The following is a 20,376-nucleotide window of genomic DNA, read 5'->3' as shown; positions in this document are numbered from 1 at the left end:
AGTGTTTACTGAACAAATCGGACGCATGGGGCGGGTCCCTCTCCCACTTTTCTTTTGATCATTGACTTGCCGTTAAGTTGGGATAAATTTGTCCGGAATTCTTAAAGGAAATTGCTGTTTTCCCTTTACCATGTCATAATGATGATAGAGAAGAATGATTTTGGAGAGGGGATCCTATTGTTTAAACTCGGAACGGTTTTAACCATTGAAAAGGTAAATGATGATCAATTCCAACGTTTTAAAAGTAAAATTATGGATTTTGATGAAGATACCATTTCTATTGACTATCCCGTTGAACTTAATTCAAATCGGATGTTATACGTTATGAATGGTGAGCAACTAAAAATTTCTTTTGTTGAAGAAGAGTCTGAGCAAGCATATCAATTTATCACGATTGTCATTGGTAAACGAAAGGAAACGATTCCCCTGTTGGTATTATCTAGCCCTAAGCAGGAGGATATTGTCCGTATTCAGCGGCGCGAATTTGTTCGAATTAAATGGGCGGTAGATGTTGCGGTTCATCCCTTACATAATGAGTTTGTCCCTTTTAATACGGTCACAGATGATATAAGTGCCGGGGGAGCCTCGATTATAGTCCCGATAAATATACCAATCCGTCAACATCAAGAAATTCTTTGTTGGTTTGTTTTACCGAGGAGATCAGGAGAATACCATTATTTAAAATTCACATGTGAGGTCATTCGAATCATAGACTATAATGAAACTAGGAAGATTTTTTCCTTAAAGTTTTTGAATAATAGCCAAAAGCAAGAACAAATATTACTTCATTTTTGTTATGAAGCTCAAGTAGCTTTAAGGAAAAAAGAATTAAATGAGTAGTATATTTTGCCTTTATTTCATCCATAATAGTGACAAATTATGGATGGTGAAGAGAAATGAGGCAAGTAGAAAGAGTCATTATGAAACTGGTAATCATTCACGCGATCTTCCTAATACTTTGTCAATTACTTTTTCATCACTTTAATGCATTTCCCGAATTAAAAGAATTGACACAGTATGAAGGGGTAACGAAAGAAAACTTTTCAAAAGTGTTAGAAACCTTTCATTCCCCCTAAGGGCAGGTATATACCTGCTTTTTCTTTTTGCATTAAGAAAATTTTAATTTCAAAAAGGATGTAAATTTAAATGCAGCAGGAAGTTTTTAGGTGCTATTATGGAAAAAATCATCAGCTGGTCTGCTTTTGATTAATTATTTATGATAAAATAAAGTGAAATAATTAAGTTTTATGTTGTAAATAATTTTTATATGGATTGAAAGAGGTTTTTATTCTATGGAAAAAAAGATTTCGATTGCAATTGATGGTCCCGCAGCGGCCGGAAAAAGTACAGTTGCCAAAATTGTTGCCCAAAAACTTTCATACATTTATATCGATACGGGGGCTATGTATCGGGCAATAACATGGAAAGCGATAAATCGGAAAATAAATTTAGAAAACGAACAGGACCTGTATCAGTTATTAAAAATGACAAATATAGAATTAAAACAAGATGGTAAAAACCAACGAGTATTTGTTGATGGTAAGGATGTCACCGAGGAAATTAGACTACCGGAAATAACTAATCATGTATCCATTGTTTCAAAACATAAATTGGTTAGGGAAGAAATGGTAGCCAGACAACAACAATTGGCAAAAAATGGTGGAATTGTCATGGATGGCAGGGATATTGGGACATATGTACTTCCAAATGCTGAAGTGAAAATTTTCTTAAAAGCGAGTGTAGAAGAACGGGCGAAAAGGCGCCACCAAGAAAACATGCGAAAAGGAATTCCTTCCGACTTTGAACAATTGAAGAACGATATTGCCAATAGAGATCGCTTGGACTCTGAACGAGAATTTGCCCCTTTGAAGAAAGCGAGAGATGCGATTGAAATTGATACAACGTCATTGTCGATTGAACAAGTTGTTGAAAATATAATGGCACTTGTTTTTGAAAGGATGGAATAATATGTTTTTCTACAAATTTGCACGTATTATTGTAAAAATCATTCTTACCCCATTATTCCGAATCGAAACAATTGGATTGGAAAACATCCCGAAAAAAGGGGGAATCGTTTTATGTTCGAACCATATTAACAATCTCGATCCCCCGGTTGTCGGAATTACCATGAAAAGACCGGTTATTTTCATGGCAAAAGAAGAGTTGTTCAATATTCCGGTATTAAATAAAATTATCCGACTTTGCCATGCTTTTCCCGTTAAGCGGGGTAAAGCCGATCGGGAAGCACTTCGCAAAGGTTTGGAAACATTAAGGGAAGGAAAGGTGTTGGGAGTTTTTCCTGAAGGGACCAGAAGTAAAACAGGTGAACTTGGAAAAGGAATGTCCGGGGTTGGTTTTTTTGCATTGAAATCGGATGCTTATGTAATTCCTTGTGCTATTATCGGAACTTATAAACCTTTTCGAAAAACAAAAGTAGTTTATGGAAAGCCGATTCCTTTTGATGAATTACGAAATAAAAAAACTTCAGCTGAAGAAGCAACGGAATTAATTATGACTCATATTAAAGAAATTTTGTTACAATATAAATAATGTGTTGACAAATAGGAATTTTTATTAGAAGTTAAGTAAAGGTAATTATTTTCCTTTATAATAAACATTGGTGTCAAGTTAAGGAGGAGTACATATGACTGAAAATATAAACGAAACGATGAATGAGATAGAGGTTCAAAGTTTTTCAGTGGGAGATTATGTTACCGGTCAGGTGACGAAAGTGGAAGACAAGCAAGTAATCGTCAATATTCCTAACAGTAAATTGGATGGAATTATTCCGATTAGCGAATTGAGTGCCCTTCATATAGAAAAGGCTGAAGACGCCGCTCAACTGGGAGATGAATTAACTTTAGTCGTTACAAAAGTGGAAGATGAAGCACTTATATTATCAAAACGGCGCGTCGATGCTGAAAAAGCGTGGGAAAGTTTAAGTGAAAAAAGTGCAAATGGCGAATATATTGAAGCAACAGTAAGTGATGTCGTAAAAGGTGGTCTTGTTATTGATGTCGGTGTCCGTGGTTTTGTCCCGGCTTCACTCGTTGATGATCACTTTGTAGAAGACCTTTCAATTTATAAAGGGCAAACAATGACATTTAAAATCGTTGAATTAGATAAAGAAAAAAATCGGTTAATCTTATCTCATCGTGATGTTGTCAAGGAACAAAATGAACAGAAAAAGCAAGAAGTATTGGCAAATTTGAAAGAGGGAGAGGTGATCGAAGGTACGGTCGAACGAGTTACCGACTTTGGTGCATTCGTTAATATCGGTGGTATCGACGGTTTAGTTCATATTTCCCAGCTTTCTCATCAACATGTAAATCATCCTTCAGAGGTTGTTCATGTAGGTGACCAAGTGAAAGTGAAAATCCTTGCTGTTGATCCGGAGAAAGAACGAGTATCCCTATCAATTAAAGATACATTACCGGGTCCATGGGAAGGAGTAAGTGAAAAACTTCCTGTCGGTTCTGTTGTAGAAGGAACGGTAAAACGGCTTGTTTCCTTTGGTGCCTTTGTTGAAGTACTGCCTGGCGTAGAAGGTCTTGTCCATATTTCACAAATTTCACAAAAACATATAGGAACACCGCATGAAGTGTTGAAGGAAGGGCAAACAGTAACTGTAAAAGTTTTGAGTGTCAATGAAGCTGAAAATCGTCTTTCCCTTTCGATGAAGGAGTTAGAAAAACCGGAAGTAAAAGAAGATGTGGAACTCCCACAAGAAGAAAGAGGTTTCCAATTAGGTGATATGATCGGTGACCAATTGAAAAAATTAAAACTGTGAGTTAAATAAAGAAAACTCGGCATTCCTCTCGCCGAGTTTTCTTTATGTCTTGGTAAAAGAAACGAGCCTGGCTGCCAAAATCATGCCTCACCATCTTACTACGAAATAGCCTAACTTCTCTTCTTTCTCATCGTTTATATTTGTAAGACTCTCAAGGATAATTTTGCCCTTTTTAGTGGATTCAAAGTATCGTTACGTTTTAAAATACATAATTTTGCTCATAATGGAAAAGATAGGAGGGAGTATATGACAGGTTTTGTTTTCTTCGGACTTGCTTGGGCGGGATGGATTTATTCTACATTTATTATGGAAAAAACAAATCCCTATCGATTTCCAATAGCTGCATGCCTTCTTGTAGCAATCATTTTGTCTGTTTTTAAGATTCGGTTTCTCGGACTTGATATATCGTTAGCAACTTTATTTTTATTATTCATATCTTTTTTTACATTTATAAAATTACCCTTTTGGAAACTTCTATATTGTACCATCGGGATTTTTATTGTATCGAGTGCAACAGCTGTTTTTTATCTCATGTCTTTATATGATCCGGTGTGGATATTTATTGATCAGCAAATATTGCTTAGTTTTCTTGGCGCTTGTTTAGCTGTTTTACTTTTTAAAGAATATAAGGCAAGAGTTTTTTCAGCTATTATTGGACTTATTCAAGGAGATATCCTTTATGCGATCATTTTAAAAAATTTCTCCATTGATTTTCCGATTGGCAGTTTCGCTTTTCTGGATGGTTTGGCCTTGACTTGTGTTTTTATAACGATCTGGTCCGGCTTTGAATATTTACAAACGACTTTTGAACATAAAAACTTTCAGCAAAAGAAGGAGAAGCAATTGTAATATGAGTGAATACGTATATCCGGTATTATTTGGAATGGCATGCGGTCTGTTTGATCGTATATTAATGTTACGTACGGATTATCGGCAATATCCTACTTATTTACACGGGAAAATTATCCATGTAGCACTAGGATTTATTGCCTCAGCTTTAGGAGCAGTTGCAGTCCCGGCTTTAATGGAAGAAAATATTACCGCGATTACGTTTTTGACGGTTGCCGCTTCTCAATTTCGGGAAGTTCGCAATATGGAAAGAAATACGTTAGCACAGCTTGATTCTTATGAATTAGTTTCCCGTGGCAGCACATATATCGAGGGAATCGCAGTTGCTTTTGAAAGCCGCAATTATTTAGTTATCTTTACGGCAATGATTACAACATTGGTTTATATCGAGTTTAATATTGTTGTGGGACTGATTGCTGCGCTGATTTGCATACTTATTTCAAAAAAATTGATGGGTGGCGGGAAACTGAAAGATATTGTTGATATTGAATTTGTCAAACCGCATTTTGTTAATGAGGGACTTTATATCGATAATATTTATATTATGAATATCGGCCTTCCCCAAAGGCAGGAAGAAATATTAAAATACGGCATGGGATTTATCTTGAAGCCGAAAAACTTCGATGCTCGTTCGACGATAGCCAATTTAGGGCAACGACAAGCCATTTTACATGATGTCTCAGTAGCCTTAGGTGTTTATCGAGATTCGGGTACACCGGCTCTTGTGCCGCTTGCAAAACGGGATTTGGAAGACGGACGGGTTGCCGTTTTTGTTTTACCACAAAATCGCGATATTCAAAGGGCCCTTGAAATTATCGGCAATACACCAACTTTGGAAAATGCAATAAGAATGCCGACAGAAAGAAATACGAAAGAGGGATGAATTTGGTTATGTCTATTGAAAAAATGATCCTTGCAATAATTACGACGAATCCAAAGAAAGCTCCGAGTGGAATTGCTGTATTCCATTGTGATAACCAAGAGGAAATGTATAAAATATGCTCTGTTTTAGAACCGATTTTAGATGGAATTGCCCATAAAATAACTGATGAAATCATGATTATCGTAAAACATTAATCCAATTTGGCAAATGAGTTATAATTTGGTAAAATATATTGGGACATTTTCTTCGGATAATTTGTAAATGGAAGACGGATGGATTAAACCCTTCTTTATGGCTAGAAGGGTTTATTTTCTATCATTTATATAAATAGATGGATAGCAAGCGATGATTCGCTTCAATCAGATATTAGCCTAGGGGATAATTAATTGAAAATCCTTGAAACTTGCCATTCCATTAAAATAGCCATGAAAGAATCTTAAGAAGTGATGAAGAGGTGAAGAATATGTCAATGCCAGTAGTAGCTATAGTTGGCAGGCCAAATGTCGGTAAATCAACAATATTTAACAGAATCGTCGGGGAACGTATTTCAATTGAGGAAGATGTCCCCGGTGTGACAAGAGACCGTATTTACGGAAAAGGAGAATGGTTAAATGTTGAATTTAATATTATCGACACCGGTGGAATTGATATCGGAGACGAACCGTTCCTCGAACAAATCCGCTGGCAGGCACAAATTGCCATTGATGAAGCAGATGTGATCATTATGATAACAAGCGGTAGAGACGGTGTGACGGCGACTGATGAAGAGGTGGCGAAAATATTATACCGTTCAAAGAAACCGGTTGTTTTAGCGGTCAATAAAGTGGATAATCCGGAAATGCGTGATCAAATTTATGATTTCTACTCATTAGGATTCGGGGACCCGTTTCCGATTTCCGGAAGTCATGGTCTGGGTCTTGGTGATTTACTCGATGAAGTTGTGAAACATTTTCCAAATAAAGCTGATGCGGATTACGACGAGGATGTTATTAAATTTTCATTAATTGGCAGGCCAAATGTCGGTAAATCTTCTTTAGTCAATGCAATATTGGGTGAAGAACGGGTAATTGTCAGTGATATTGCCGGGACAACAAGAGATGCGGTCGATTCACCTTATACATATGAAGGGCAAAACTATGTCATAATGGATACGGCAGGAATTCGTAAAAAAGGGAAAGTTTATGAGAGTACGGAAAAATATTCGGTCCTCCGTGCGTTACGAGCAATTGAACGTTCTGATGTGGTTCTTGTTGTTATCGATGCTGAAGAAGGAATTATTGAACAAGATAAACGGATTGCGGGGTTACCTCACGAGGCCGGACGCGGAGTCATCATCGTCGTTAATAAATGGGATGCCATTGAAAAAGATGAAAAAACAATGAATGAATTTGAAAAGAAAATACGTAATCAATTTTTATTTCTTGATTATGCACCGATCGTTTTTGTTTCCGCAAAAACAAAAAAGAGGTTACATACATTGATCCCGATGATTAAACTCGTCAGTGAAAATCATTCACTGAGAGTACAAACGAATGTGTTAAACGATGTGATTATGGATGCGGTTGCCATGAATCCGACACCAACGGACAAAGGGAAACGGCTGAAAATCTATTATATAACCCAAGTATCCGTAAAGCCTCCAACTTTTGTTTTGTTTGTAAATGACCCGGAATTACTGCATTTTTCCTATGAACGTTTTTTAGAAAATCGGATCCGGGACGCTTTCGGATTTTTAGGAACCCCGATTAGAATCATTCCGCGAGCTAGAAAATAAAGGAGTGGAGAAAATGACGAATAAAACGTTAACCGTATTAGGTGCCGGAAGCTGGGGAACTGCACTTTCCCTTGTTCTTGCCGACAACGGGCATGATGTACGGTTATGGAGTTATCATAAGGAACAAGCAGAAAAAATCAATCAAACGAAAATGAATGAAAATTATTTACCGGATATTTTACTGCCGGAAACGATAATTGCTTATCATGATTTAGAGGAAGCAATTAAAAACTGTGAAATCATTATTGTCGCAGTCCCTACAAAAGCTGTCCGGGAAGTGATGAAAAAATTATTAAATTATATAAAGAATCCGGTTACGATCGTTCATGTATGTAAAGGAATTGAACCCGGTTCTTTAAAGCGCGTTTCCGAAATAATTAAAGAGGAAGTTCCTGAATATCTATTGAAAGATATTGTCGTTCTGTCCGGGCCTTCCCATGCTGAGGAAGTAAGTCTGCGCCACCCGACAACGGTTGCAGTTGCTTCGGAAAATCTTGCAGCAGCTGAAATGGTTCAAGAATTATTTATGAATACGAATTTCCGGGTCTATACAAATCCGGATGTAATCGGTGTTGAAATCGGCGGGGCATTGAAAAATATTATTGCCCTTGCAGCAGGTATTTCAGATGGACTCGGTTATGGGGATAATGCCAAAGCCGCATTAATGACAAGAGGACTTGCCGAAATTGCCCGTCTTGGGACAAAGATGGGGGCGAATCCGCTCACTTTTTCCGGATTGACCGGAATTGGTGATTTAATTGTAACATGTACGAGTGTGCATTCGAGAAACTGGCGAGCCGGAAACGCATTAGGTAAAGGAGAAAGTTTGCAGGAGATTTTACATAACATGGGACAAACGGTTGAAGGAGTTCGCACAACAAAAGCAGCCTATCAATTGGCAGAAAAATATCAAGTCAATATGCCAATTTCAATCATATTATATAAAGTGCTGTTTGAAAATTTAAATCCGAAAGCAGCTGTTGATGAATTAATGACAAGAAAAAAGACACATGAGATGGAGGATTTAGTCAACATTTTACAAAATGAATGATCTTCACGATTACGAAGATGGAATATTTCAATGAAAATAGGCCTTCGAGGATACAGAATATTTTATTTGTGCATAGAATATGGTGTGTTTTAACGAGGGTTGGGTATTAATTGTCTGATAAGCTGAAAGAAGTGTACGCCTCCGCTTCATTCAGCTTTTTCTTTTTGTTCGTTAACAACAGAGATGCATGTACATATTTCAATACAGTTTATTAAAATTATGATAGAATGAATGACGAAAAACACTTTATAATTATTGAAATACTCAAAAAGGGGTGAACAGGTTGTCTTTAGCCTTAACAAAAATGTGGATATCATTTGCGGCTATGGGTTTTATGTTTCTTTCCATCGTTCTCATTTATTTAAGCCGCTATAAATTGAAAATGAGACTTTTACGAATACTGACGGCCTTTGTTGCATACGGATTGATGATTTACTCCGGTATCATTATCTTTATTATCGTTTTTTCCGGTCCAACGATTGAATGAAATTTTTCAAGTATTCCTATTTTAACTGTCGTTAACTGAATAAAACAATAACCATTTGGACATGCGGGGATGTGAAATAACAGGGTGAAAAAAGCAATATTCCTTTTTACGATTATGAGCATTTGTTTTATACTCAGCGGGTGTTTATATCCGGAAGACGATCAGGCAAAACGTTTACCGAATGAAGTGGAAGTTGAAGCTGTTCAAAAAGCGGTAGATAACTATTATCAAGATAATGACGGAATTTTACCGATAAAAAATAAAGATGACGAAACAGACATGTTTATGAAATATTTGGTTGATTTCAAACGGATTGTCCCGCAATATTTATCGGAAATCCCGAAAAATGCTTATGAAAATGGTGGCGTGTTCCAGTACGTTATTATGAATCCGGAAACGAACCCGACCGTCAAAATTTTTGATTTACGAATTGCTGAGAAAATTAGAGAGGTAAATTACCGTTTAGTATCTAAAGAATATCCTCCGTTTAAAGAAGTAATCGGTAAAAACGCATTTTCTTTAGACTATAAGAAATTAGGATTTGAAGAAGATCCAATGATAGAAAGTCCCTATACCGGAAAGAACTTGCCTTTGATTATGTCCGGTGAGGGTGAGCTTTATGTCGATTATACAAATGACCTTTACCAACTATGGGAAACAGGTAAACTTTCAAAAGTAAAACCGGGTGAAGATATTCGAATAATGTTGGCGGAGCAATCTATTTTTGTACCGGCCTATTCTCTTCCGTATACAATTGATGAACAAGGGAAACCGGTTTTTATGGAGAAAAAGGAATGAAGTGATTTACGTTGTGCTGACTCCTATATGCATTTATCAAAAAATTTTTCGCTATCCTTGGAATTTACTTCATTGTTGAAAAGTTAATCTTTCAAAAAGTATAAAAAACAGGAATAACCCCTCTTTTTTACAATATATTGTAGGAGAGGGGTTATATATTTTTTGCAGGCAGTGAGGGTAAAAAATATAAAACAAATAAAATAATAGTCATAAGTTAAGTGGACAACAACATAAATATATAATGTCCATAGGAGTAAAAACCGGATTAAATATCCCAGCAATCGAGGAACGGGAGGGGATTTTTTGGAAAAGTTCGATATTTTTAAAGACATTGCCGAACGTACTGGCGGTGATATTTATATTGGTGTTGTCGGTGCCGTTCGAACAGGAAAATCCACATTTATAAAAAAATTTATGGAACTCGTCGTTTTACCAAATATTGAACATGAGGCAGAGCGGGCACGGGCCCAAGATGAGCTCCCTCAAAGTGCAGCTGGTAAAACAATTATGACAACTGAACCGAAATTTGTACCGAATCAAGCGGTGACTGTTCATGTGGATGAGGGATTGGATGTAAATGTTCGCCTCGTTGATTGTGTCGGTTATACCGTACCGGGAGCAAAAGGGTATGAAGATGAAAACGGCCCGAGAATGATCAACACACCATGGTATGAAGAACCGATTCCATTTCATGAGGCGGCGGAAATTGGTACCCGTAAAGTTATTCAAGAGCATTCAACAATCGGCGTTGTTATAACGACAGACGGAACAATCGGAGAAATTCCACGGGATAATTATGTTGAAGCAGAAGAACGGGTCGTTACAGAATTGAAAGAGGTTGGAAAGCCCTTCATTATTATCATCAACTCGACAAAGCCTCATTTCCCTGAAACGGAACAATTAAGACTGGAGCTTCAAGAAAAATATGATATCCCTGTGCTTGCCATGAGTGTGGAAAATATGCGGGAAGCAGATGTTCATAATGTTTTAAAAGAAACATTATTCGAGTTTCCTGTTCTTGAAGTCAATGTCAACTTGCCGAGTTGGGTAATGGTATTAAAAGAAGGTCATTGGTTAAGAACAAGTTATCAAGAGGCAGTAAAAGAAACGGTGAAAGATATTAAGAGATTAAGAGATGTGGACCGTGTCGTTCAATCATTTACTGAATTTGACTTTATTGAGCGGGCGGGACTTGCCGGAATTGAAATGGGGCAAGGGATTGCGGAAATTGATTTACATGCACCTGATGAACTGTATGATCAAGTGTTGAAAGAAATTGTCGGCGTTGAAATTCGCGGGAAAGACCATCTTCTTGAATTAATGCAAGATTTTGCTCATGCGAAAAAGGAATATGATCAAATTGCCGATGCGTTGAAAATGGTGAAACAAACCGGATATGGGATCGCTGCACCATCCATTGAGGATATGAGTTTGGATGAACCGGAAATTATTCGCCAAGGCTCCAGATTCGGTGTCCGTTTAAAAGCCGTGGCACCAAGCATTCATATGATAAAAGTCGATGTAGAGAGTGAATTTGCTCCGATTATTGGGACGGAAAAGCAAAGTGAAGAGCTTGTCCGTTACTTAATGCAAGATTTTGAGGATGATCCTTTATCAATCTGGAATTCAGATATTTTTGGTAGAAATTTGAATTCGATTGTCCGAGAAGGAATTCAAGCAAAACTTGCATTAATGCCTGAAAATGCCCGGTATAAATTAAAAGAAACGTTGGAACGAATCATCAATGAAGGATCAGGCGGATTGATTGCAATTATTTTATAGTTTCGATAGACTCCAGGAAGAATGGGGTCTTTTTTCGTGGAATATGAATGAAAATAAAAAATACGGGTGACTAGTCTATAGGCAAGTTTATTGTCTAGTTCTGCACGCCCGACGTTAATTTCTGTAAACGAAGGTAAACGAAAATGTATTTTATGTTTAAAATGACAAAAAAGTGGAAAAAGTGAATATAGACCGTCTAAATGAAGGAACTTTATTCGTGTTACTTTACGGGCAAAAGGATATAAATAACCTACTTTACATGATATAAAATGAACCTTAGACAAGAAAATTGATTAAAGCTAGAAAAATTTGGTTTGTTTTCTGATTAAACCTTGCTATGATAGAAATGTTGTGATAATCTTTTAACAGAATTGTTCTTGTTTCACTTTCCGATTATGGAAAAAAGAACAAGTATAATTTTAAAAATGAGTTGCAATCCATATATTGCACCACTTTATTGGGAGGAGGTGAATGGCATGAACAAAACTGAATTAGTAAGCGCAGTTGCAGAAGCTGCTGAACTTTCTAAAAAAGATGCGGCGAAAGCAGTTGATGCTGTTTTTGACTCAATTCTAAATGCTTTAAAAGAAGGCGATAAAGTCCAACTAATCGGATTTGGTAATTTCGAGGTTCGTGAACGTTCTGCTCGTAAAGGTCGGAACCCGCAAACCGGTGAAGAAATTGAAATCGCAGCAAGTAAAGTTCCTGCATTCAAACCTGGGAAAGCTCTTAAAGAAGCAGTCAAATAATTACATAAAATTGTAATTTAAATGGATCTGTATGTGATTACATATACAGGTCCTTTCGTTTTTCCACGGAATTTTTCCCACCTTAACGGCGAGTCAAGACCTCCATCTCAAGATTTTCGAATTTACAAAGAAGATAGATAAGGACGGGCTACCCCTAAGTGCCCGTAAGTGCCCGATTGGTTCAACTAACCATCAGTGGGTTAGAGCCCCACTGATGGAAGTTTCACTTTATTAAGCGTTTTTTTACGGTCTTTCTTTTTTGCCCCATATGTTCCAATGTGCTAATATGAAATAGATTAAAATTAAATATTGTTTTGTTTTAATTATAATCTATCAGGAATTTGCAGTTCATATAGGGAGGAACATACGATGAAAGAGATGAATCTGGAACAAATTGAAAAAGGGGTTCGTCTTATCCTTGAGGGAATAGGTGAAGATCCGAATCGTGAAGGCTTACTAGACACGCCAAAACGAGTTGCAAAAATGTATGCAGAGATGTTTCATGGGCTTAATATAGATCCGAGAGAATACTTTAATACAGTTTTTCACGAAGAAACTGAGGAGCTTGTCCTCGTTAAAGATATACCGTTTTATTCAATGTGTGAACATCATCTTGTTCCGTTCTTCGGACATGTACATGTTGCCTATATCCCAAGAAACGGGAAAATTACCGGATTAAGCAAACTGGCAAGAGCTGTTGAAGCGGTTGCCAAAAGGCCGCAACTCCAAGAAAGAATTACTCGCTTAGTTGCTGACAGCATAATGGAAAAACTGGACCCATTGGGGGTTATGGTCGTTGTTGAAGCAGAGCATATGTGCATGACAATGCGCGGGGTAAAAAAACCGGGTTCAAAGACGGTGACAACAGTAGCAAGAGGTTGTTTTGATACAGATGCAGAAAAAAGAAAAGAAGTCTTGTCTTTGATTAAATAACTTTCAAGGGGGCTTTGGTATGGATAAGCATACAATCACAAATGATTATGTAATCATCAAGGCATTGGATGATGGGGTAAACGTTATCGGGTTAACCAGGGGGCAAGACACACGCTTCCACCATTCAGAAAAGTTGGATAAAGGGGAAGTAATGATCGCACAATTTACGGATCATACTTCAGCGATAAAAGTTCGCGGTAAATCTCAAATCATTTCAGCTTATGGCGAAGTTTTCAGTGACAGTAAATAAACACTCTTTTGTGTTTCGAATAATATAAAATGCCTTTCAAAAAACGGAAAAACTTGTGATATAATTGTGATAGTTTACTTTTCGGGTTTAAAAGTAGTAAAGAAACTTTTGACAAAATGATGATTGCAAAAATGGAAAATTAGCTTTGTGCTCGCTTCAATCAGAACAAATCAGGTTATTTGCATGGATACAAAAATTTTAAATCAATGAACCAATATTAAACAAGAACGGTATTTGAGGGTGGTTTTGTGCAATTTTCGAAAAAGTATATTACGGAGATGAAAGAAAAAATATATAACAAAATTCATCATTCATTTTTATCTAGTCAATTGGAACTGCCGGAGATTGATAATGATAAACTCTACTTACTCTTATCCATCTTACGTTTTCAAGATTTGCCGAGAGCTCAGTTTGAAACATATGCTACTTCAGTGATGTTTATTCAAATTGCCCTTGATACCCATGATCTTGTTAAAAATGATGATGAATACATGCAGCATAAAAAGCGTCAATTAACCGTGCTTGCGGGTGATTTTTATAGCGGTTTATATTATTACTCTTTGTCTCATTTACCAAATATCCAAATGATCCGCAATCTTGCGGAAGGGATTAAAATTGTTAACGAAAACAAAATTCGTATTTATAACAAAGAAGTGCATTCTTTTGAGGAATATATGTCTTGCATGATGAAGAAAGAAACGGCTATTTATCAAAAATTGGCCCGCTATTTTCATCATCCGATTTCAGAACTGCTATCAAGCAATTGGTTACATATTAACCAAATCATTAAAGAAAAAGAAAAGTACATGAATTACATTAAGGAAAATGATTTGCTAGAATATAGCAACTTAAAAGGTGAAAAATTGAATCGCTTTGTAGGAAAACAAATCGATGCGTATATAGATTCCATGTACAGCCAACTTATCGAAATGGTGAAAGAACCATCCTTAATTGAAGATTTTCTTGAGTTGATTGCGTTCAATAAAAATAATGTCAATTCTACCTTCATTTCTTGAAATTGACCGGTAAAGGGAGTCGTTGTAGATGGAACAATCGAAAGAAGAAAAAGTTCACCGGGTGTTTGAAAATATCTATCAACAATATGACAAGATGAACTCGATTATTAGTTTTAGGCAACATATTCGCTGGCGGAAAGATACGATGAAACAGATGAACGTTCAGAAGGGGAAAAAGGCGCTGGATGTTTGCTGTGGTACTGCTGACTGGACGATTGCAATGAGCAAGGCAATCGGGGAAAACGGGGAAGTCGTAGGACTCGATTTCAGTGAAAATATGTTAAAAGTTGGAAGGGAAAAGCTAGTCAAAGAACATATTCATAATGCCAAACTCGTTCAAGGAAATGCAATGGAACTACCATTTCCCGATAACAGTTTTGAATACGTCACGATTGGATTTGGCCTTAGAAATGTCCCTGATTATATGCAGGTTCTCCGGGAGATGTACCGGGTTTTAAAGCCGGGGGGAGTCGTTGCCTGCCTTGAAACTTCCCAACCGACAATGTTCGGTTTCAGACAAATATATTATTTTTATTTTCATTACATTATGCCGCTATTCGGGAAGTTGTTTGCCAAAAGCTATCAAGAGTATTCGTGGTTGCAAGAATCGGCAAGAGCGTTTCCGGATGCGAAAAAATTGGCGTCGATGTTTGAAGCGGCGGGATTTGATCATGTAACCTATAAAAAATATTTTGGCGGAGTTGCAGCTTTACACTTAGGATATAAAGGGCTGGAGTAGGCTTTAGTCAAGCTGGGTGGTACATATGAACTATAAAACGGTATATACAATATTAAATAATGATTTAAAAAAGATTGAAAATGAATTGGAATACGTATTGGATGCACATTCGCAGCTGTTAAAAGAATCTTCCTTGCATTATTTGCAGGCGGGGGGAAAGAGAATCCGTCCCGTTTTTGTATTGTTATCAGCCAAATTTGGAAACTATAATTTTCAAATTGTTAAAGATGTTGCTGTCAGTCTTGAATTAATACATATGGCCTCATTAATCCATGATGATGTGATAGATGATGCTTATACCAGAAGAGGTCGACCAACCGTTAAAGCGAAATGGGATAACAAAATTTCCATGTATACCGGTGATTACATATTGGCACGTGCTTTAGAAATCATAACTAGCTTAAATAATGTAGAAGCCCATAAAATATTATCAAAGACGATGGTAGAGTTGAGTATTGGGGAAATCGAACAAATTCGGGATAAGTATAATTTTGAACAAACGATTACAAATTATTTTCGCCGAATTAAACGAAAAACGGCACTTTTAATTGCAGCCAGTTGTCAACTTGGAGGAATTGCCGCTGACGTACCACGAGATGTTCATATCAAACTGGCAAAGTTCGGTTATTATGCAGGCATGGCGTTCCAAATTACAGACGATATATTAGATTTTACTTCAACCGAAGCAAAGTTGGGTAAACCTGCCGGAGAAGATTTGTTGCAAGGGAATATTACTCTGCCGGTCCTTCTTGCCATAAAAAATCCCGATGTAAAATCCCAGATTGAAAAAGTGAACGAATATATGGATAGTGATGAACTGTCTGCAATCATTGAATTAATAAAAAATACGGGTGCGATCAATAAAGCGATGCAAATTAGTAACTTATATTTGCAAAAAGCAAATCAAGTATTGAATGATTTACCACCAAATCCGACAAAAAAATTATTAGGAACCATGTTAAAATTCATCGGAAAACGAAATTTTTGACAGCATTCTAGAGGGCGCTCTGCACTTTTCTTATACGTTAAGAAAGTATAAATTTCCAGCAAAGAAGCGAATTCGACGTAGTTGGAAATTTTAAGAATTAAGTATAAGTGCAACTACGGCTCTGCTCTCGCCTAAAGGCTCGGCAGTCGCCGAGTTTTCTTTATTTGCAAACAATGAAAACAGATGATAATATGTTTTTGGAAAACTATTAACGCTACGAATGGATGGAGAGAGAATGATGGAGAAAACATTTTTAATGGTAAAACCGGACGGAGTACAAAGAGGATTAATTGGAGAAATTGTTTCCAGATTTGAAAGGAAGGGTTTTCAATTGGTTGGAGCAAAACTTATGCAAATCCCAACCAGTGTGGCAGAACAACATTATGGTGAACATAAAGGAAAACCTTTCTACGATGAGTTGGTTTCATTTATCACTTCAGGACCTGTATTCGCCATGGTTTGGCAAGGTGAAAATGTTATTGCAACGGCTCGCCAAATGATGGGTGCTACGAATCCGAAAGATGCGTTACCGGGAACAATTCGTGGCGATTATGGTGTGACGGTTGGTAAAAATATCATCCACGGCTCTGATTCATTGGAAAGTGCAAAACGGGAAATTTCCTTATTTTTCAAAGAAGAAGAATTGGTTGAATATACAAGAACAGTTGATGGATGGATTTATTAATGCTAACCTTATAACACTAGGTTAGTCGAGAAATCCCTTCACCAGTCTGTTTCCGTTATATCCCACCTTAACGGGTAGAAACACCCCTATCTCAAGATTTTCTAGTTTACAAAGAAGATAGGTGGGGAACGAGCTACCCGTAAAGGTCCGATTAGTTCAACTAACCATTAGTGGTGGATGAACAAAACCACCGCTGATGGAAGTTTCACTTTATGAAATCAGAAATCATTCGCTAAGAATTGTCTGGTGGTTTAGAAACGAGGAAGAATGAATGGAACAGGATTACCGGTTGTTTATTGAAAAAGTGAAGAGGAAAACAGGGATTGATTTATCTTTATATAAAGAAACACAAATGAAAAGAAGATTAACGTCATTATATCAAAAAAAAGGTTTTCATTCCTTTCAAGAATTTTTTCAAGGAATGGAAAGAGACCGTGAATTACTTTATGCTTTTCTCGATCGAATGACGATTAATGTATCGGAATTTTATCGGAATCGAAAAAGATGGGATGTTTTGGAGGAAAAAATTATTCCACGATTACTTTCCAAAAATAGAAATTTAAAAATTTGGAGTGCAGCTTGTTCAACAGGGGAAGAGCCCTATACAATCGCAATGGTTTTAAGTAATTTCCTGCCGCTCTCCGAAATTAAAATATTGGCTACCGATCTTGATGAAAACGCAATTCAAAAAGCAAAGATTGGGGCCTATCAGGAGCGGTCTCTACAGGAAGTTCCTGAGCAGATGAAGAGAAAAATTTTTTTCAAAGACCAAAATCACTATTTAATTCATGAGGAAGTAAAAAGAACAGTCACCTTTAAAAAGCATAATCTTTTGGCTGATCCTTTCGATAAAAACTTTGATTTGATCGTATGCCGTAATGTATTGATTTATTTTACCGAAGAGGCGAAAAATTCACTGTATAAAAAGTTCAGTGCTTCGTTAAAACCCGGCGGTGTCTTATTTGTCGGCAGTACAGAACAAATTTTTAATGCGAGTCAATACAAACTTGAACCAATCGAAACATTTTTTTATCAAAAAATAGAGTAAAGAAAACTCGGTGAACGCCGAGTTTCTTCAAACTTTTCTAGAGTATATAAAACTGGAAATTACCTTGTGAAAATGATAACTTGTTACAAAAGAGTAATTAATATGTAATGGATATGTAATCACTTTTAGCAAAAAAATTTGAATAAAATCATTTTCATGTTCATAGCTTGTCATAAGACCATTGGAGGTGGTTTTATGACATATATTATTGAAAATGCCAATTTGTATAAGCAAAATCAGCTTATTACAACTTCTCTGTTAGTTGATAACGGGAAAATTTTATCCGTTCAGCCCAATTTTCCTAAATACTTATACATGAAAATGTCCGCAAAAGATTTCATTATGACTTCAACTTCAGTATTTTATGCCGATGGTGTTCCGCAAGATAAAGATACTACAATTGAGCAATATATGATCTCCCGGTATTTGGCAAAAGGTTGCACCACTGTTCTCGTTTCCGCCTATATAAAAAATGTGAATGAACTTGATCAAGCGATAGAAGAGGTAAGGAACTTTTATAAAAACAGCCCTTTAGACTATACAATTGCTGTAAAGATTCCCATTAAAGATTTTACTGTTCCATTTGTCTTAAAATGCAAGAGAAAGAAAATACCGGCGATATTTATTGAATTTAACGATAAACGAGAGTTGTACAAAATTCCATGGGGATGGATTCGTGAAGCCCTATTTCCTTACAATAGTCCGCTTATACCGGTAATCGTAAACTCCGGAAAAGAAAAAGAGGATTTACTCCAAACATGGCAATCGATATTACAACGTGAAAAAATACCCCATATTGAAGAATCGCTTTCTGAACAAACACCGTTACATCTTCAAGTCCTTAAAAAAATCGGTATTTATCCGCTGAAAGGTTATCTACAAACCGGCGGGGAGTTAAGCTATAATTTATATTTGTCGGGAAACGAACATCCTGTTTTTTCGTTCATGAACGATGAAAAAAAATTCATATTAGCAGTTACGGTGCATAAAGGAAAAATTGTCAAGGCAGGAGAAAAGATATATTATAATTTGGAGAATGGCGAAGAATTTACAATTAACCGTCCGTCGTTTTTTAGCTAAATTAGATTTCTGTATTTAATTTACGGCTGTCTGATTGGCTACGGACTTTGGTATGGCCCCTGTGTTGCAACAGGACGTGTCGCTTTTAGCCGATTATTTGCAGTTTTCAAAGTTGGATTCAAAGCTTTTCTTAAATAAAATAGAAAGAAAGTAATTGATTATTGTCATAAGGAGCAATGTTCGATGAATAAAACGGAGCAATATACACTGTTAATGAAGCAAGGAAAATTGAAAGAAGCTGAAAAAATTTTTCATGCAGTTTTAAATAAAGGTAGTGATGAGGAGATCTACGCCCTTGCTGAGGAATTAACCCATCTCGGTTTTTTGGAAGAGGCATTGACTCTTTATCAGCGCTTGCTTGACCGTTACCCGGATGAGGGAGAATTACTGGTAGCGGTTGCCGAAGTCTTTATCCAGTTAGATCGGGAAGATGAAGCTTTATCAACATTGGAAAAAATTAACGCGGAAGACCCATTTTATGCTCAAGCCCTTTTGTTACAAGCGGATTTATATGATTCCCAAGGGCTTTTTGAAGTAAGTATACAAAAACTTTTACAGGCAGAAAAAATAGCACCTGATGAACCTGTCATTCAATTTGCTTTAGCAGAACTGTATGCCTCAATTGGAAAATTTGCTGAAGCGATTTATAAATATGAACAACTGCTTAAAGATACAAAAGAAATCGGTCATGTCAATTTACACCAGCGACTGGCGGATGCTTATGCGGCAGCAGGAGAATTTGAAAAAGCAATACATCATTATGACCATGTATTGGAAGACAAGCTTGATATCGATGTGCTTTTTGGTTACGGGTTGACTGCTTACCAGGCCGGTTTATATGAAAAAGCAATTGAAAAATTAACCGAAGTAAAAGAACTGGATCCTGATTATCACAGCTTATATCTGCCGCTTGCCAAAAGTTATGAACATCTCGAGGATCTTGAAAAAGCTTTGCAAATTTCAACAGCCGGGTTAAAAGTGAACCCTTATCAAAGAGAACTTCATTATTTTGCCGGTAAAATCAGTTTGAAGCTGGGAGATGAATCATCTGCAGAAAAATTTTTCTTGGATGCAATTGAATTGGATCCTTCGTATATCGATGCACTTCTTACTTTGAATAAGCTTTATTTAAAACAGGAACGATATCAAGAGATTATCCAATTAGTCGAACCATTGTTAGCGGAAGGTGAAGAAGACCCTGATCTTCTCTGGGATTATGCCGTCAGTTGTGACAAAGAAGAACAATATTCTGAGGCATTAAATGCTTACCGTAGTGCATATAGATATTTAAAAGAAAACAGTGACTTTCTACAAAATTATGGATTTTTTCTGTTAGAAGAAGGAATTTTTGATGAAGCTATCGAAGTATTTAATAAACTGCAAATTATGGACCCAACGAATGCTGAGTATCTGGATGTTTTGGAGAGATTGGAAGCAGACAGTAAGTAATTAACTTTATTTAACAAGGAGGGAT

23 protein-coding genes are annotated in these 20,376 nt (G+C 36.6%); all 23 read left to right on the top strand.

Going from position 1 to position 20,376, the window contains the following annotated elements:
- The first annotated feature begins 177 nt into the window (after positions 1–177).
- The 23 genes from BT1A1_RS10100 (at position 178) to BT1A1_RS09990 (ending at position 20,351) form a co-directional block, all read left to right on the top strand.
- Positions 178–840, top strand: a complete 663-nt coding sequence (locus BT1A1_RS10100; protein ID WP_034770681.1) for a flagellar brake protein — start codon at positions 178–180, stop codon at positions 838–840.
- 56 nt (positions 841–896) lie between these two features.
- Entirely contained in the window at positions 897–1,076 is a 180-nt protein-coding gene (locus BT1A1_RS10095; RefSeq protein ID WP_034770679.1) for a YpfB family protein, read from the top strand.
- 216 nt (positions 1,077–1,292) lie between these two features.
- A complete protein-coding gene (cmk, locus tag BT1A1_RS10090) occupies positions 1,293–1,967 on the top strand; it encodes a (d)CMP kinase (RefSeq protein WP_034770676.1) in 675 nt (224 codons plus the stop codon).
- Position 1,968: 1 nt separating this feature from the next.
- A complete protein-coding gene (locus tag BT1A1_RS10085) occupies positions 1,969–2,550 on the top strand; it encodes a lysophospholipid acyltransferase family protein (RefSeq protein WP_034770672.1) in 582 nt (193 codons plus the stop codon).
- Between the two features lie 106 nt (positions 2,551–2,656).
- Positions 2,657–3,790 (top strand): 30S ribosomal protein S1, encoded by a 1,134-nt coding sequence (gene rpsA / locus BT1A1_RS10080; protein ID WP_034770830.1) that lies wholly within the window; start codon positions 2,657–2,659, stop codon positions 3,788–3,790.
- 246 nt (positions 3,791–4,036) lie between these two features.
- Complete coding sequence (locus BT1A1_RS10075; protein ID WP_034770670.1) at positions 4,037–4,639, top strand: YphA family membrane protein; 603 nt, start codon at positions 4,037–4,039, stop codon at positions 4,637–4,639.
- Between the two features lies 1 nt (position 4,640).
- Positions 4,641–5,522, top strand: coding sequence for a YIEGIA family protein (locus tag BT1A1_RS10070; RefSeq protein WP_034770667.1), 882 nt, complete (start codon positions 4,641–4,643; stop codon positions 5,520–5,522).
- Positions 5,523–5,530: 8 nt separating this feature from the next.
- Positions 5,531–5,716 carry a capping complex subunit for YIEGIA gene (locus BT1A1_RS10065; protein WP_034770828.1) on the top strand — a complete coding sequence of 62 codons (186 nt, stop codon included), beginning with the start codon at positions 5,531–5,533 and terminating at the stop codon, positions 5,714–5,716.
- A 269-nt stretch (positions 5,717–5,985) separates the two neighbouring features.
- Positions 5,986–7,296 (top strand): ribosome biogenesis GTPase Der, encoded by a 1,311-nt coding sequence (gene der / locus BT1A1_RS10060; protein ID WP_034770665.1) that lies wholly within the window; start codon positions 5,986–5,988, stop codon positions 7,294–7,296.
- Between the two features lie 13 nt (positions 7,297–7,309).
- Positions 7,310–8,347 (top strand): NAD(P)H-dependent glycerol-3-phosphate dehydrogenase, encoded by a 1,038-nt coding sequence (locus tag BT1A1_RS10055; RefSeq protein WP_152641322.1) that lies wholly within the window; start codon positions 7,310–7,312, stop codon positions 8,345–8,347.
- Between the two features lie 283 nt (positions 8,348–8,630).
- Positions 8,631–8,834, top strand: a complete 204-nt coding sequence (locus tag BT1A1_RS10050) for a DUF2768 domain-containing protein (protein ID WP_034770660.1) — start codon at positions 8,631–8,633, stop codon at positions 8,832–8,834.
- Positions 8,835–8,918: 84 nt separating this feature from the next.
- On the top strand, positions 8,919–9,632 hold the full coding sequence (locus BT1A1_RS10045) for an LptM family lipoprotein (protein ID WP_034770657.1): 714 nt from the start codon (positions 8,919–8,921) through the stop codon (positions 9,630–9,632).
- Positions 9,633–9,935: 303 nt separating this feature from the next.
- On the top strand, positions 9,936–11,414 hold the full coding sequence (gene spoIVA, locus BT1A1_RS10040) for a stage IV sporulation protein A (protein ID WP_034770654.1): 1,479 nt from the start codon (positions 9,936–9,938) through the stop codon (positions 11,412–11,414).
- 476 nt (positions 11,415–11,890) lie between these two features.
- Positions 11,891–12,163 (top strand): HU family DNA-binding protein, encoded by a 273-nt coding sequence (locus BT1A1_RS10035; RefSeq protein WP_034770652.1) that lies wholly within the window; start codon positions 11,891–11,893, stop codon positions 12,161–12,163.
- A 369-nt stretch (positions 12,164–12,532) separates the two neighbouring features.
- Complete coding sequence (gene folE / locus BT1A1_RS10030) at positions 12,533–13,096, top strand: GTP cyclohydrolase I FolE (protein ID WP_034770650.1); 564 nt, start codon at positions 12,533–12,535, stop codon at positions 13,094–13,096.
- A 19-nt stretch (positions 13,097–13,115) separates the two neighbouring features.
- On the top strand, positions 13,116–13,346 hold the full coding sequence (gene mtrB, locus BT1A1_RS10025; protein ID WP_034770648.1) for a trp RNA-binding attenuation protein MtrB: 231 nt from the start codon (positions 13,116–13,118) through the stop codon (positions 13,344–13,346).
- A 248-nt stretch (positions 13,347–13,594) separates the two neighbouring features.
- Entirely contained in the window at positions 13,595–14,362 is a 768-nt protein-coding gene (locus BT1A1_RS10020; RefSeq protein WP_051989096.1) for a heptaprenyl diphosphate synthase component 1, read from the top strand.
- A gap of 28 nt (positions 14,363–14,390) precedes the next feature.
- On the top strand, positions 14,391–15,101 hold the full coding sequence (locus BT1A1_RS10015) for a demethylmenaquinone methyltransferase (protein WP_034770646.1): 711 nt from the start codon (positions 14,391–14,393) through the stop codon (positions 15,099–15,101).
- A 25-nt stretch (positions 15,102–15,126) separates the two neighbouring features.
- The gene (gene hepT, locus BT1A1_RS10010; RefSeq protein WP_034770644.1) at positions 15,127–16,089 is read left to right on the top strand and encodes a heptaprenyl diphosphate synthase component II; all 963 of its coding nucleotides are present in this window, start codon (positions 15,127–15,129) and stop codon (positions 16,087–16,089) included.
- Between the two features lie 238 nt (positions 16,090–16,327).
- Positions 16,328–16,774, top strand: coding sequence for a nucleoside-diphosphate kinase (ndk, locus tag BT1A1_RS10005; protein WP_034770641.1), 447 nt, complete (start codon positions 16,328–16,330; stop codon positions 16,772–16,774).
- 271 nt (positions 16,775–17,045) lie between these two features.
- Positions 17,046–17,822: a CheR family methyltransferase gene (locus tag BT1A1_RS10000; protein WP_034770638.1), complete on the top strand. Its 777-nt coding sequence runs from the start codon at positions 17,046–17,048 to the stop codon at positions 17,820–17,822.
- Positions 17,823–18,017: 195 nt separating this feature from the next.
- Positions 18,018–18,902 (top strand): hypothetical protein, encoded by an 885-nt coding sequence (locus tag BT1A1_RS09995; RefSeq protein ID WP_034770637.1) that lies wholly within the window; start codon positions 18,018–18,020, stop codon positions 18,900–18,902.
- Between the two features lie 183 nt (positions 18,903–19,085).
- On the top strand, positions 19,086–20,351 hold the full coding sequence (locus BT1A1_RS09990) for a tetratricopeptide repeat protein (protein ID WP_034770636.1): 1,266 nt from the start codon (positions 19,086–19,088) through the stop codon (positions 20,349–20,351).
- Positions 20,352–20,376: the final 25 nt, after the last annotated feature.

The organism is Caldibacillus thermoamylovorans, assembly GCF_000751775.1.
Taxonomy (GTDB): Bacteria; Bacillota; Bacilli; order Bacillales; family Caldibacillaceae; genus Caldifermentibacillus; species Caldifermentibacillus hisashii.
This window is presented reverse-complemented; position numbering and strand designations above follow the sequence as displayed.